The organism is Streptomyces sp. HNM0645 (assembly GCF_030056615.1).
GTDB lineage: Bacteria > Actinomycetota > Actinomycetes > Streptomycetales > Streptomycetaceae > Streptomyces > Streptomyces marianii.
The window spans coordinates 75,990-89,423 of sequence record NZ_JASHLT010000002.1; the positions used below are offsets into that span (position 1 = coordinate 75,990).

Consider the following 13,434-nt stretch of genomic DNA (forward strand, 5'->3'; position numbering starts at 1 on the left):
ACGCGAAACGTACGGGGCCCGGGTGACGTTCCCGGCCCGCCCCGCCGCCTGCGGCGGGGCGGGACCGGCCGCTACATACCGGCGATCAGCTTCTCCACCCGGTCGTCGACGGAACGGAACGGGTCCTTGCACAACACGGTGCGCTGCGCCTGGTCGTTGAGCTTGAGGTGCACCCAGTCGACGGTGAAGTCCCGCCGCTGCTCCTGGGCCCGGCGGATGAAATCGCCGCGCAGCCGCGCCCTCGTGGTCTGCGGGGGCACGGACTTGCCCTCGAAGATCTTGAGGTCGTTGCAGATCCGGGTGGCCTGACCCTTCTTCTCCAGCAGGTAGTAGAGCCCGCGCCTGCGGTGGATGTCGTGGTACGCGAGGTCTATCTGAGCGACCCTCGGGTGGGACATCGTCATGTTGTGCTTGGCCCGGTACCGCTCGATGAGCTTGTACTTCATCACCCAGTCGATCTCGGTACCGATCCGGTCGAGGTCCTCCTGCTCGATGGCGTCGAGGGTGCGGCCCCAGAGCTCCAGGACCTGCGCCACCGTGCCGGTGCGGATGCCCCGGCGGTCCACGAAGTCCACGGCCTTCTCGTAGTACTCGCGCTGGACCTCCAGGGCGGAGGCCTCTCGGCCGCTGGCCAGACGCACCTTGCGGCGGCCGGTGATGTCGTGGCTCACCTCGCGGATGGCGCGGATCGGGTTCTCCAGCGTCAGGTCGCGCATGACCGTGCCCGCCTCGATCATGCGCAGCACCAGGTCGGTGGCGCCGACCTTGAGCAGCATCGTCGTCTCCGACATGTTGGAGTCGCCGACGATGACGTGCAGGCGGCGGTAGCGCTCGGCGTCCGCGTGCGGCTCGTCCCGGGTGTTGATGATGGGCCGGGAGCGGGTGGTCGCGGAGCTGACGCCCTCCCAGATGTGCTCGGCACGCTGGCTGACGCAGAACACCGCGCCGCGCGGGGTCTGGAGGACCTTTCCCGCCCCGCAGAGCAGCTGGCGGGTGACGAGGAACGGGATCAGGATGTCCGCGAGCCGGGAGAACTCTCCGTGCCGTGCCACGAGGTAGTTCTCGTGGCACCCGTAGGAGTTTCCGGCCGAATCGGTGTTGTTCTTGAAGAGATAGACGTCGCCCGCGATTCCCTCCTCGTGCAGGCGGCGTTCGGCGTCGACGAGCAGGCCTTCGAGGATGCGCTCCCCGGCCTTGTCGTGGGTGACGAGTTCGGTCACGTTGTCGCATTCGGGAGTTGCGTATTCCGGATGCGAACCCACGTCGAGGTAGAGGCGGGCCCCGTTGCGCAGGAAGACATTGCTGCTGCGGCCCCATGACACGACTCGGCGGAAGAGGTAGCGCGCCACTTCGTCAGGTGACAGTCGGCGCTGTCCCCTGAACGTGCACGTGACGCCGTACTCGTTCTCCAGCCCGAAAATGCGGCGGTCCATGAGGGAACATTACGCCCGATGGCCTGAGCTGAAACCGGGTTCGACGGCACCGCTTCGATCATTTTCATCCGCGGACGCCGCGACCGCGCCGCGGCCGGGAGCTGCGAGGAACCGTCCGGTGGCCAGCAGAACGACCAGTGCGGTGATCCCGCCGCAGCCGGCGACGGCGAAACCGGCGGTGGTCCCGCCGAATTCCACGGCCGGGCCGGCGGCGGCCGTGCCGACGGCCGCACCGACACCGAAGGTGGTCACCAGCCAGGAGAACGCCTCGGTGACGGTCCCGCGGGGCGCGTGCCGGTCGACGACGATGAAGGCGCAGGCGATCGCGGGTGCGAGGAACAGCCCCGAGACGACACCGAGCGCGGTCATCGCGGGAACGCCCGGGGTGAGCATCAGTGGCAGATAGCCCAGGGCCAGCAGCCCCGTGATGACCCGCAGCCGCCGCTCGGGCGCGCCGGCCCAGTCGCGCGCACCGTAGGCGACGCCGCCGACCAGGGCGCCGAGACCCAGGGCCGCCATGAACCATCCGTACACCGCGTCACCACCGCGGCCGTCGGCGTAGGCGAAGGCGGCGACCGTGATCGAACCGAGGGCCAGGCCGACGAAGAAGAAGGAGCCGAGCAGGGCGAGCAGCCCCGGTGAGCGCAGAGCGCCGAGCCAGTGGGCCTCGCGGGGCGCGGAGCGCCAGGCCCGGGAGGGCCCGGAGACCACCACGGAGAGTGCGCCGAGCACGCCCAGTGCGTTGACGACGAGCAGCGAGGCGGCCGGCGACATCAGCCAGACCAGCAGCGTGACCAGCAGCGGACCGACTGTGAACATGACTTCCTGGGCTATCGCGTCCATGGCGTAGGCACGGTGCACCCGGTCCTCCCGGTGGCCGAGGACGTCCGGCCAGAGGGCGCGGAGCCCGCCTTCGAGCGGCGGGGTGAAGAACCCGGCGACGGCGACGGCGGCGTAGGCCACGGGGAGCGAGCCGATGCCCGCCACGGCGAGCGCGGCCATGCCGAGACCGGACAGGACGGCGGCGGGGAGCTGGACACGGGGCTGCCCGTGCAGGTCGACCATGCGGCCGAGGAGCGGCTGGCCCACGGCGGTGGTCAGTCCGTAGACGGCCGCGAGGGCGCCGGCGAGGGTGTAGCTCCCGCCCTCGGCCCGGGTGAAGAGCACGATCGCGATGTGCGCGACTCCGTTCGGCAGCCGGCCCACGAGCGTGCCTGCGAGCAGGCGTGCCGCGTGGGGGGCCTTGAGGATGTCCACGTACCCGGATGCTCCGGCGCCCATCGCTTCCGCCTCTTCGCTCCCGCCCTGGCCGGCTCGCGTCCGGACCAGGGAAGTTTTACGTATAACTTGATGCGTCATACGTACCATGTCAGAAGCCGCGAGTCCACTCCCGCGGCGCAGGGGACCGAGCGCGGAGGCGAGTGTGCAGACCCGGGAGCCCGCCGCCGGCGGAGCACGACCGACCAGCAGGGACGTGGCGCGCGCGGCCGGGGTGTCCCAGGCCACGGTGTCGCTGGTGCTGGGCGGGAAGTGGCGCGGCCGGGTGTCCGAGCGCACCGCCGGGCTGGTGCGCGACGCGGCGTCCGACCTCGGCTACCGGCCGAATCTCGCCGCGCGCAATCTGCGGCTCGGCCGGACGCGGACGGCTCTGCTGGTGGTGCCCGCCCTGACCAACGAGTTCTTCGCACGCGTGTACGGGGGCGCCGCCGCGGTGGCCGCCGAGCACGGCTTCGGTGTGGTGCTGTACCCCTCCCCCGAGGGCGTGGGACCCGCCCGGGACCCCTTCGCGTCCGCGCGTGCCGCCCTGGACGGGGTGATCGCCTCCTCGATGGCGGTCGGGGCGCTGGACGCGATCCGCGGATCCGATCTGCCGCTGGTGATGCTGGACAGCGACCCTTCGGACCAGGGGTCCGCGGCCCATGTGAACCTGGACGTCGCGGACGGCATGCGGCAGGTGACGGACCATCTGCTCGGCCTCGGGCACCGTCGTTTCGTCCATCTCGCCTCCGCGGTGCCGTCCTGGACCTTCGAGGTACGGGCCCGGGCCCTGGAGGCGGCCCTGCGGACGGTGCCGGAGGCGGAGCTGCGGACGGTCCCGTCGCCGCTCGACGTGTCCGGTGCGCTGACGGCGGCGGGGCGCACGCTGACCGGTCCGGGACCGCGGCCCACCGCCCTGGTCTGCGACGACGACATCCTCGCGGCCGGCGCCTGCAAGGCGGTCCGCCGCCTGGGGCTCCGGGTACCGGAGGACGTCTCGGTGACCGGTTTCGACGATCTGGCCCTGGCGACGGCGGTGGAGCCGGAGCTCACCACGGTCCGCCTCCCGGCCGAACGGATCGGCCAGGCCGGCATGACCGCGCTCCTCGACGTCCTCTCGTCCCGCCCCCCGGCGTCCGGCGCCCTCCCGGTCACCCTCGTCCCCAGGGGCTCCACGGGCCCCGCAGCGAGGGCCTGAGGGCGCGCCCGCACACCTGCCCGGAGGGGGGCCTCGCGCACAGGGGGCCGCGGGGACGCGTCAGCGGCCCCTGACCGTGCCGTGGCCCCGCCCGCACACGCCCGCGCCCCGCCCGCGGGTCACGGGCGTGTGCGGGCGGGAGAAGAGAACGGACGGAGCCGCGGGCTACGCCTCGTCCTCCGGGGTCTCCTCGTCCGACGGGGCCTCCGTCGGAGCCGCGGCGGCGTCGTCGGCCCCGAGCAGGCGGGAGAGCTGGCGGCCCACGATCCGCTTGAACTTGCGCTGCTGGGGACGGGTGCGGTCCAGGACCGCGACCTCCAGGCGCTCCGCGGGGATCTGCCGTTCGCCGCCGTTGGTGTCACGGGACAGGGCCTGCACCGCTAGCTTCAGCGCCTCCGCGAGGGACATCCCGTCCCGGTGCCGCTGGTCGAGGAAGGAGCTGATCTGCTCGGCGTTGCCGCCGACCGCGACCGAGCCGTGCTCGTCCACGATCGAGCCGTCATGCGGCAGCCGGTAGATCTGGTCACCCTCCGGCGACGTGCCCACCTCGGCGACGACCAGTTCGACCTCGTACGGCTTCTCGCCGGCGCTGGAGAAGATCGTGCCCAGCGTCTGCGCGTAGACGTTCGCGAGGCCGCGGGCCGTCACGTCGTCGCGGTCGTAGGTGTAGCCGCGCAGGTCGGCGTAGCGGACGCCGCCGATGCGCAGGTTCTCGTACTCGTTGTACTTGCCGGCCGCGGCGAAGCCGATCCGGTCGTAGATCTCGCTGAACTTGTGCAGCGCGCGGGACGGGTTCTCGCCGACGAAGACGATGCCGTCGGCGTACTGCATCACGACCAGGCTGCGGCCGCGCGCGATGCCCTTGCGGGCGTATTCCGCCCGGTCGGCCATCGCCTGCTGTGGTGAGACATAGAACGGCGTCGACACCGGCTATCCGTCCCTTTCTGTCAGTGGCGAGGAGTCACCGCCCAGCGGTGTCCTGGGGAACATCAGAGCAGCGAGGCCCTCGGGCCGTCGGGCTGCTCCCTCCGGCGCTCCAGGACCGCGTGGGCGATCTCGGAGGTCTCGGCCTCGGTCAGCTTGCGGAAGCCCTCGTCGGTGATGACGGTGACGATCGGGTAGATACGGCGGCCCACGTCGGGCCCGCCCGTGGCGGAGTCGTCGTCGGCCGCGTCGTAGAGCGCCTGGATGACCAGCGTGAGCGCCTGCTCCTCGGTCAGGTCCTCGCGGAAGAGCTTCTTCATGGACCCGCGGGCGAAGATCGACCCGGAACCCGTCGCGGCGTAGCCGTGCTCCTCGGAACGACCGCCGGTGACGTCGTACGAGAAGATCCGGCCCTTCTCCCGGTCGACGTCCCAGCCGGCGAAGAGCGGGACCACCGCGAGGCCCTGCATGGCCATGCCGAGATTGCTGCGGATCATCGTGGACAGACGGTTCGCCTTGCCCTCGAGGGAGAGCTGGGCCCCCTCCACCTTCTCGAAGTGCTCCAGCTCGAGCTGGAACAGCTTGACCATCTCCACCGCCAGGCCCGCGGTGCCGGCGATGCCGACGGCGGAGTACTCGTCGGCCGGGAAGACCTTCTCGATGTCGCGCTGGGCGATCATGTTGCCCATGGTGGCCCGCCGGTCACCGGCGAGCACCACGCCGCCGGGGAAGGACGCGGCGACGATCGTCGTGCCGTGGGGTGCCTCGATCACGCCCTGCACCGGGGGCAGGACACGCTTGCCCGGGAGCAGTTCGGGGGAGTGCTCGCCGAGGAAATCCATGAACGACGACGAGCCGGGCGTCAGGAAGGCTGCCGGCAGACGCCCGGTGCTACGAGGGTTGGCTTCCACGCGTTTCCTTCCGGATAGGCGGCGGCCCGCCTGCTGACGAGCCGCGGGCCGATCTTGCATGCACTGCACGGACACTACCCGTGCCGTAGCCGGTCATCCGTCCCGGCACCGGCCGCCTTGCGCGGACCGCTGCCGGGAACGGAGGACGGGGCTGTCCCAACGGGAGCCGGGGGCGCTACTCGCCGCCCTTCTGCACGAAACTCCGCACGAAGTCCTCCGCGTTCTCCTCGAGGACGTCGTCGATCTCGTCGAGCACGGAGTCGACATCGTCGGACAGCTTCTCCTGGCGCTCCTTGAGGTCCTCGGAGGCCTGCGCGTCCTGCGCCTGCTCCTCGACATCCTCGGTGGAGCGCGTGGCCCGCTGCTGCCCGCCGCCGGTGTCCTTGGTCGCCATATCCCTCACCCCGCTCGGTTCGCCCGCTTGGTTCGGACTCAAGATCAGACCCTACAAGGAGGGTCCGACATCGGCCCCGCACTTTCCTCAACGTCCGGGGCCCACCTCCATGATTCCCGGACGCGGGCCGTTTCAGCCCCCGGAGAGGACACGGACCAGGTCCTCCGCCGTCCGGCACCGGTCAAGGAGCTCCTTGACATGGTTACGTGTACCACGCAACGGTTCCAGCGTCGGTACGCGCTGCAGGGAGTCCCGGCCCGGCAGATCGAAGATCACCGAGTCCCAGGAGGCGGCCGCCACGTCGTCCGCGTACTGCTCCAGGCAGCGGCCGCGGAAGTACGCCCTGGTGTCCTCAGGAGGCTTGCTCTCGGCCCGCTCGACGTCGGGCTCGTCCAGGAGCCGCTTCATCTTGCCGCGGGCCGCCAGGCGGTTGTAGAGCCCCTTCTCGGGGCGCACGTCCGCGTACTGCAGGTCGACGAGGTGCAGCCGGGCCGCGTCCCAGTCGAGGTCGTCGCGCCTGCGGTAGCCCTCCAGGATCTCCCGCTTGGCGACCCAGTCCAGCTCCCCTGACAGGCTCATCGGGTCGTTCTCGAGCCGGTTGAGCGTGTCCTCCCAGCGCACCAGGACGTCCTTGGTCTGCTCGTCCGCGTCCGCGCCGAAGCGGTCCTCGACGTACTTGCGCGCCAGTTCGAAGTACTCCATCTGCAACTGGACCGCGGTGAGTGTCCGCCCGCTGCGCAGCGTGACCAGCCGCTGCAGCGTCGGGTCGTGGGAGACCTGGTGCAGCGTGCGCACGGGCTGGTCGACGGCCAGGTCGACGTTGATGAAACCGTCCTCGATCATCGACAGCACCAGCGCGGTCGTACCGAGCTTGAGGTAGGTCGAGATCTCGGACAGGTTCGCGTCGCCGATGATCACATGGAGCCGGCGGTACTTCTCCGCGTCGGCGTGCGGCTCGTCCCGGGTGTTGATGATGGGCCGCTTCAGGGTGGTCTCCAGGCCCACCTCCACCTCGAAGTAGTCGGCCCGCTGGCTGATCTGGAAGCCGTGCTCGTGGCCGTCCTGGCCGATCCCGACCCGGCCGGCCCCGGTCACGACCTGGCGGGACACGAAGAACGGCGTCAGGTGCCGCACGATGTCCGAGAAGGCGGTCTCCCGCTTCATCAGGTAGTTCTCGTGCGTGCCGTAGGACGCGCCCTTGTTGTCGGTGTTGTTCTTGTACAGGTGGATGGGCTGGGCGCCGGGCAGCTGGGCCGCGCGCTCGGCCGCCTCCGCCATGATCCGCTCGCCGGCCTTGTCCCAGAGCACGGCGTCGCGGGGGTTGGTGACCTCGGGGGCGCTGTACTCGGGATGGGCGTGGTCCACGTAGAGCCGGGCGCCGTTGGTGAGGATCACGTTGGCCAGGCCGATGTCCTCGTCGGTGAGCTGGCTGGAGTCGGCCGCCTCACGGGCCAGGTCGAAGCCCCTGGCGTCGCGCAGGGGATTCTCCTCCTCGAAGTCCCAGCGGGCGCGGCGCGCCCGGTGCATCGCCGCCGCGTAGGCGTTGACGATCTGGGACGAGGTGAGCATGGCATTGGCGTTCGGGTGGCCGGGGACGGAGATCCCGTACTCCGTCTCGATGCCCATTACTCGCCGTACGGTCATGCGGCCCTCCTTGCCCGGCGGCGCTCCCGTCCGGGAGCGGCGCTCAAGTACCGCTCGTTCTCCGTTGCGTGTGCGGTGCCCGTCCCCGCACGGCGCGACGCGGCGGTACGGACGAGCCTAGAACGCCTCTGCGCTGGTGGGGAGATCAATTCGGTCATTGCCCTGTGTGGTGCGATTACCCGTCCGGAACCCTTCGGAAAGCAGCCGGCTGCGGATGCCCTCCCCCGTTTTCCAAGGGGAGCCCCAGGACATCCGCAGCCGGGCTGCGATCTACAGGTACTGACCGGTGTTCGCCACCGTGTCGATGGAGCGTCCGGTGTCCGCGCCCTGCTTTCCGGTGACGAGGGTGCGGATGAACACGATCCGCTCGCCCTTCTTTCCGGAGATCCGGGCCCAGTCGTCCGGGTTCGTGGTGTTCGGCAGGTCCTCGTTCTCCTTGAATTCGTCGACGCAGGCCTGGAGCAGGTGCGCGACGCGGAGACCCTTCTGGTCGTGGTCGAGGAACGCCTTGATGGCCATCTTCTTCGCCCGGTCCACGATGTTCTGGATCATGGCGCCGGAATTGAAGTCCTTGAAGTAGAGGACTTCCTTGTCGCCGTTGGCGTACGTGACCTCGAGGAAGCGGTTCTCCTCGGATTCCGCGTACATCTGCTCCACGACCGACTGGATCATGCCCTGGACGGCCGCTTCCTTGGAACCGGTGTGCTCGGAGAGGTCGTCCGCGTGCAGCGGCAGCGACGGCGTGAGGTACTTCGCGAAGATGTCCTTCGCCGCCTCCGCGTCCGGGCGCTCGATCTTGATCTTGACGTCGAGCCGGCCGGGCCGCAGGATCGCGGGATCGATCATGTCCTCGCGGTTGGAGGCGCCGATCACGATCACGTTCTCCAGGCCCTCCACGCCGTCGATCTCGGCGAGCAGCTGGGGAACGATCGTGTTCTCGACGTCCGAGCTGACACCGGAGCCGCGGGTGCGGAAGAGGGACTCCATCTCGTCGAAGAAGACGATGACGGGCGTGCCCTCACCGGCCTTCTCACGCGCGCGCTGGAAGACCAGGCGGATGTGCCGCTCGGTCTCGCCGACGTACTTGTTGAGGAGCTCGGGGCCCTTGATGTTGAGGAAGTAGCTCTTCCCCGCGGGCTGACCGGTCACCTCGGCGACCTTCTTGGCAAGGGAGTTGGCGACGGCCTTCGCGATCAGCGTCTTGCCGCATCCGGGCGGGCCGTAGAGCAGGATGCCCTTCGGCGGCCGCAGTTCGTGCTCCTTGAAGAGGTCGGGGTGGAGGTACGGGAGCTCGACGGCGTCCCGGATCATCTCGATCTGACCCCCGAGGCCGCCGATCTTGTCGTAGTCGACGTCCGGGACCTCTTCGAGGACCAGCTCCTCGACCTCGCTCTTGGGCACGACCTCGTACACGTACCCGGACCTGGACTCGAGCAGCAGGGCGTCGCCGGGGCGGATGGTGACGTCCAGCAGCGGCTCGGCGAGCCGCACCACCCGTTCCTCGTCGGTGTGCCCGATCACCAGGGCCCGCTCGCCGTCCTCGAGGATCTCCTTGAGGGTGACGATGTCCCCGGTGCGCTCGAACTCCATGGCCTCGACCACGTTGAGCGCCTCGTTGAGCATGACCTCCTGGCCGCGCCGGAGCTCTTCGGCCTCGACGCCGGGGCTGACGTTCACCCGGAGCTTGCGGCCGCCGGTGAAGATGTCGGCGGTGCCGTCCTCGTTGGCCTGCAGGAAGACACCGAAGCCGGCCGGCGGCTGCGCGAGCCGGTCGACCTCTTCCTTGAGGGCCACGATCTGGTCTCGGGCCTCACGGAGCGTGTTCGCCAGTCGTTCGTTCTGCGCGGACACGCCGGCCAGGTTCGTCTGCAGCTCGACGATCCGCTCCTCGAGAATCCTCGTATGACGCGGAGAGTCGGCGAGCTTGCGGCGCAGGACGGCGATTTCCTGCTCGAGATAGGCGACCTGGCCGGCGGGGTCTTCAGACCCCCGCCCCGGCCGGAAGCCGCGGTTGTTGTCGTCGTCGTGGGCTGCCACGGTCCTCACCTCCTCCAAGGGGAGCTGGACGCTTCCTGACCCTACCTGGGTGGGTGGTGATTGAAACCCCTAGATCACAAAGACGGAAGGGGTGTGTCCGATCTTCACCCTTGCGCTGCCCCTCACGCCAGGGGAATACCCACCCATCAACATCGGAAAGCGGGCGGTTGTATGGTCGGAACGGTCAACACCCGTCAGGGCTGGCCCGTATTGATACACACACGGCTTGATGCACACCGCGCAGGAACGGCAGGCGACATGAACGAGGCTCTCGAAGTCTGGATCGACCAGGAGCTGTGCACCGGCGACGGCATCTGCGCCCAGTACGCGCCCGAGGTCTTCGAGCTGGACATCGACGGCCTGGCCTACGTGAAGAGCGCCGACGACGAGCTGCTGCAGGACCCGGGAGCCACAACACCCGTACCGCTGCCGCTGCTGACCGACGTCATCGATTCGGCCAAGGAGTGCCCCGGCGACTGCATCCATGTACGCCGCGTCTCGGACAGGACCGAGGTGTACGGGCCCGACGCCGAGTAGCCCCGCCCCGCGGACCGTGGGTGACCCCTCACATACTCCCGGTGGCATCCCCGTCCACGCCGGACTCGACGAACTTCCCCCCGCTCCACTGCCACTTGACCGTCTCCCGCTCGTCCGGGCAGCAGCGCGGTACGTCCGGTGACGAATACCCGAGGAGTTCGGCCGTGACGACTCCGTCACGGACGGCGAGCTCACCGACGCTCTGCCGTCGCGCGGGCTCCAGCAGGGTGGCGACGACGCGGGACTCCCCGGCGCGGGACCGGGCCAGTACGTAGACCCCGCTGGGCGGGGTGCCGGAACCGGCCTCGCAGCGCGCCGCCACGACCGTCTCCCGGGCGCCGTCGCCGTCCAGGTCTCCGGTGGCCCGCCCGACCACCACGGTCTGCGCCCCGCCGCACTCCAGGGGCAGCGCGACGCCGTCGGCGTCGGGGGCGGGCGCCGGAGCGGCGGCCGCCGCGGCGGTTTCCCGGCTCCCGGGCTGGCCCGCTCGGGCGTGGTCCGGCTGCAGCAGTCCCGCCAAGGCGACGACCGCGGACATCGCCGTCGCGGTGGCCAGCCAGTGCACCGGGCGGGCGTGGGTGTGCGCGAGATCCGGGACGGCGGAGGTCTGCACCGAGGCGTCTCCTGTGAGCAGCGGTTCCGGTGGGGTGCCCGCATCGTGCCACACGTCACAGGGCACGGGAACGGCGGGGTGCGAAACCGCCGTGGCGAAAAACCGGTGCAATCCGCCCGGCGCGATCCAACGCGTCGGGGCCACTGTCGAGTTCCCCCGCGGTGACCGGAAGTCGGCTTGGGTGCGGGAGTGTTGTGAAAACGCCTCCGCCCCGCGCCCGGATCCGGGCGCGGGGCGGTCGCTGACGGGTGCTCAGCCCTTGTTGGGGCCCTCGTAGTCCTCGCCGTAGGCGCCCTTGGCGGGCCTGCGGCGGCGCATCGGCGGCTCCACGCCGTCCGCGAGCCGGCGGGCGGTGACCAGGAAGCCGGTGTGGCCGATCATCCGATGGTCCGGCCGCACGGCCAGCCCCTCGACGTGCCAGTTGCGGATCATGGACTCCCACGGCTGCGGCTCGGCGTAGCAGCCGATCTCGCGGACGGACTCGACGGTCCGGGCGAGCTGCGTGGTGGTCGCCACGTAGCAGCACAGGATGCCGCCGGGGACGAGCGCCTTGGAGACGGCCTCCAGGCACTCCCAGGGCGCGAGCATGTCCAGGATGACGCGGTCGACGTCGGCGTCCGAGAGGTTGTCCTGCAGGTCCCCCACGGTCAGCGTCCAGGCCGGGTGCGGTCCGCCGAAGTAGCGCTCGACGTTGCCCTTGGCGATCTCCGCGAAGTCCTCACGGCGCTCGTAGGAGTGCAGCATGCCGTCGTCGCCGATGGCGCGCAGCAGGAAGGCGCTCAGCGAGCCCGAGCCGACACCCGCCTCCACGACGCGGGCCCCGGAGAAGATGTCGGCGAAGGCCAGGATCTGCCCCGCGTCCTTGGGGTAGACCACGGCTGCGCCGCGGGGCATGGACAGGACGTAGTCGGGGAGCAGGGGGCGCAGCGCGAGGTAGGCGACGTTTCCCGTGGTACGGACAACACTGCCCTCGGGGGCGCCGATCAGCTCGTCGTGCGGGAAGGAACCCTTGTGGGTGTGGAAGTTCTTCCCGGCCTCGAGCGTGAACGTGTAGTGGCGTCCCTTGGGATCGGTGAGCTGGACCTGGTCCCCGACCTTGAAGGGCCCGCGACGGCGGGCGGCACCGGTCGGTTCGGACATGTGACCAGTGTATGGGGTGCGGGAAGCCGCCCGTGCCACGAGGTTCAGGAGCCGGGGCGGGCCATCGCGGCCACGAAGGCCCGCTCGACGTCCGCCGTGGAGAGCACTCCGTAGATCTCCCCGGTCTCCTCCACCACCAGGTACTCGGTGGCCGGATTCGCGCGCAGCCGGTCCAGCAGTGCCTCGCCGGCGAGTTCGGCGGGGACCTTCATGCCGTCCGTGAGGTCCTGGGCGAGACCGCCGACGGCGACCCAGGGACGGCGGTGTTCGGGGACGCCGACGATCGCGGCCTCGCGGACGAGGGCGGTCGGGTCGCCGTGCCCGTCGACCACGACGAGGGCGCGGGCGCCGGCCTCGTTGGCGCGCCGCAGCGCCTCGGACAGCGGGGTGTCCGAGCCGACGGGGACGGCCCGCCGGGTGAGGGCCCGGGCACGCAGTTCGGGCAGGTGCTCCCGCAGGCGGGCCATGCGCAGGCTGTTGCCCGCACCGGTCCAGATGATCGCGGCGAGGATGGCGGCGAGCAGGGCGTCGGTGACGGTCTCCATGCCGCCGATGTCCTCGGTGGGGTTGCCGAGGGCGCCGGTGTGGGTGAGGAGGGGCAGTCCGATCAGTACGGCGACGGCGAGGGCGCGGCCGACCCAGGCGGCGGCGACGGTTCCGCTCATCGCCCTGCCCGTGATCTTCCAGACGACCGCGCGCAGCATCCGGCCGCCGTCCAGCGGCAGTCCGGGGAGCAGGTTGAAGGCGGCGACGATGAGGTTGGAGATCATCAGCCCCGCCAGCAGCACGCCCGGTACCGTACCGGGCTCGACGGCCCGCATACCGGCGTAGAAGACGGCGGCGAGAACGAGCGACAGCAACGGCCCGACGAACGCGAGGACGAACTCCCGGCCCGGGGTCTCCGACTCCTTCTCGATCTCCGAGACTCCGCCGAAGAACTGGAGCTGGATCCGCCGCACGGGCAGCTTGTAGCGCAGCGCCACCACGGTGTGGGCCAGTTCGTGGACCAGCACGGACGCGTAGAAGGCCACCGCGAAGAACAGCGACACGAGATAGCGGGCGCCGCCGAGCTCCGGCAGGACCCGGTCCAGCTGGCCGCCGAAGACCCAGGTGATGAGGGCCGCGACCAGGAACCAGCTGGGGGCGACGTACACGGGCACGCCGAAGGGGCGGCCCATGAGGATGCCGCCGCCGGGCTCCGCGGAGCGGTCGTGTCTGCCGCCGGGGTCCGCTTCCCCCGTGCCGGACCGCGCGCGCGTACGCTCGCCGCTCTCCTCGTCCTTCTTCACGGGTTCCCTTCGTGGCGAGGCGTGGCTCGCTCGATCATGCAGTGCGAGAGGGTCTGA

The 13,434-nt window shown here is 70.4% G+C and carries 12 protein-coding genes; 2 read left to right on the forward strand and 10 right to left on the reverse strand.

Features of this window, described 5'->3' with window-relative positions; all coding sequences use genetic code 11:
* Positions 1-71: 71 nt before the first annotated feature.
* The gene (gene pafA, locus QMZ92_RS01530; protein ID WP_283295381.1) at positions 72-1,433 is read right to left on the reverse strand and encodes a Pup--protein ligase; all 1,362 of its coding nucleotides are present in this window, start codon (positions 1,431-1,433) and stop codon (positions 72-74) included.
* Between the two features lie 9 nt (positions 1,434-1,442).
* Positions 1,443-2,714 carry an MFS transporter gene (locus QMZ92_RS01535; RefSeq protein ID WP_283295382.1) on the reverse strand — a complete coding sequence of 424 codons (1,272 nt, stop codon included), beginning with the start codon at positions 2,712-2,714 and terminating at the stop codon, positions 1,443-1,445.
* Positions 2,715-2,856: 142 nt separating this feature from the next.
* Here QMZ92_RS01535 and QMZ92_RS01540 point away from each other — a divergent pair, with 142 nt between their 5' ends.
* Positions 2,857-3,888, forward strand: a complete 1,032-nt coding sequence (locus tag QMZ92_RS01540) for a LacI family DNA-binding transcriptional regulator (RefSeq protein ID WP_283295383.1) — start codon at positions 2,857-2,859, stop codon at positions 3,886-3,888.
* 165 nt (positions 3,889-4,053) lie between these two features.
* Here the strand turns inward: QMZ92_RS01540 and prcA are convergent, their stop codons facing one another.
* The 5 genes from prcA to arc form a co-directional block, all read right to left on the reverse strand.
* Positions 4,054-4,815, reverse strand: a complete 762-nt coding sequence (gene prcA, locus QMZ92_RS01545; RefSeq protein WP_283295384.1) for a proteasome subunit alpha — start codon at positions 4,813-4,815, stop codon at positions 4,054-4,056.
* Between the two features lie 62 nt (positions 4,816-4,877).
* Entirely contained in the window at positions 4,878-5,723 is an 846-nt protein-coding gene (gene prcB / locus QMZ92_RS01550) for a proteasome subunit beta (RefSeq protein WP_502961964.1), read from the reverse strand.
* A gap of 175 nt (positions 5,724-5,898) precedes the next feature.
* Positions 5,899-6,117, reverse strand: coding sequence for a ubiquitin-like protein Pup (locus tag QMZ92_RS01560; protein WP_283295385.1), 219 nt, complete (start codon positions 6,115-6,117; stop codon positions 5,899-5,901).
* 132 nt (positions 6,118-6,249) lie between these two features.
* Complete coding sequence (gene dop, locus QMZ92_RS01565) at positions 6,250-7,761, reverse strand: depupylase/deamidase Dop (protein ID WP_349307699.1); 1,512 nt, start codon at positions 7,759-7,761, stop codon at positions 6,250-6,252.
* Between the two features lie 270 nt (positions 7,762-8,031).
* On the reverse strand, positions 8,032-9,798 hold the full coding sequence (gene arc / locus QMZ92_RS01570) for a proteasome ATPase (protein WP_283295386.1): 1,767 nt from the start codon (positions 9,796-9,798) through the stop codon (positions 8,032-8,034).
* Between the two features lie 258 nt (positions 9,799-10,056).
* On the opposite strand from arc, the gene QMZ92_RS01575 reads away from it, so the two are divergent.
* Positions 10,057-10,335 (forward strand): ferredoxin, encoded by a 279-nt coding sequence (locus QMZ92_RS01575; protein WP_283295387.1) that lies wholly within the window; start codon positions 10,057-10,059, stop codon positions 10,333-10,335.
* A gap of 28 nt (positions 10,336-10,363) precedes the next feature.
* Here QMZ92_RS01575 and QMZ92_RS01580 read toward each other — a convergent pair whose 3' ends face one another.
* The 3 genes from QMZ92_RS01580 to QMZ92_RS01590 form a co-directional block, all read right to left on the reverse strand.
* Complete coding sequence (locus QMZ92_RS01580; protein ID WP_283295388.1) at positions 10,364-10,948, reverse strand: hypothetical protein; 585 nt, start codon at positions 10,946-10,948, stop codon at positions 10,364-10,366.
* Positions 10,949-11,200: 252 nt separating this feature from the next.
* Positions 11,201-12,088 carry a tRNA (adenine-N1)-methyltransferase gene (locus QMZ92_RS01585; RefSeq protein ID WP_283295389.1) on the reverse strand — a complete coding sequence of 296 codons (888 nt, stop codon included), beginning with the start codon at positions 12,086-12,088 and terminating at the stop codon, positions 11,201-11,203.
* 44 nt (positions 12,089-12,132) lie between these two features.
* Positions 12,133-13,377 carry a site-2 protease family protein gene (locus tag QMZ92_RS01590; protein ID WP_283295390.1) on the reverse strand — a complete coding sequence of 415 codons (1,245 nt, stop codon included), beginning with the start codon at positions 13,375-13,377 and terminating at the stop codon, positions 12,133-12,135.
* Between the last annotated feature and the right edge of the window lie 57 nt (positions 13,378-13,434).

What these genes read in the sequence shown, in the direction of transcription:
- dop (WP_349307699.1), bottom strand. Translation starts at nt 7,761, where the DNA reads ATGACCGTACGGCGAGTAATGGGCATCGAGACGGAGTACGGGATCTCC.
- QMZ92_RS01585 (WP_283295389.1), bottom strand. Translation starts at nt 12,088, where the DNA reads ATGTCCGAACCGACCGGTGCCGCCCGCCGTCGCGGGCCCTTCAAGGTC.
- QMZ92_RS01535 (WP_283295382.1), bottom strand. Translation starts at nt 2,714, where the DNA reads ATGGGCGCCGGAGCATCCGGGTACGTGGACATCCTCAAGGCCCCCCAC.
- pafA (WP_283295381.1), bottom strand. Translation starts at nt 1,433, where the DNA reads ATGGACCGCCGCATTTTCGGGCTGGAGAACGAGTACGGCGTCACGTGC.
- QMZ92_RS01575 (WP_283295387.1), top strand. Translation starts at nt 10,057, where the DNA reads ATGAACGAGGCTCTCGAAGTCTGGATCGACCAGGAGCTGTGCACCGGC.
- QMZ92_RS01560 (WP_283295385.1), bottom strand. Translation starts at nt 6,117, where the DNA reads ATGGCGACCAAGGACACCGGCGGCGGGCAGCAGCGGGCCACGCGCTCC.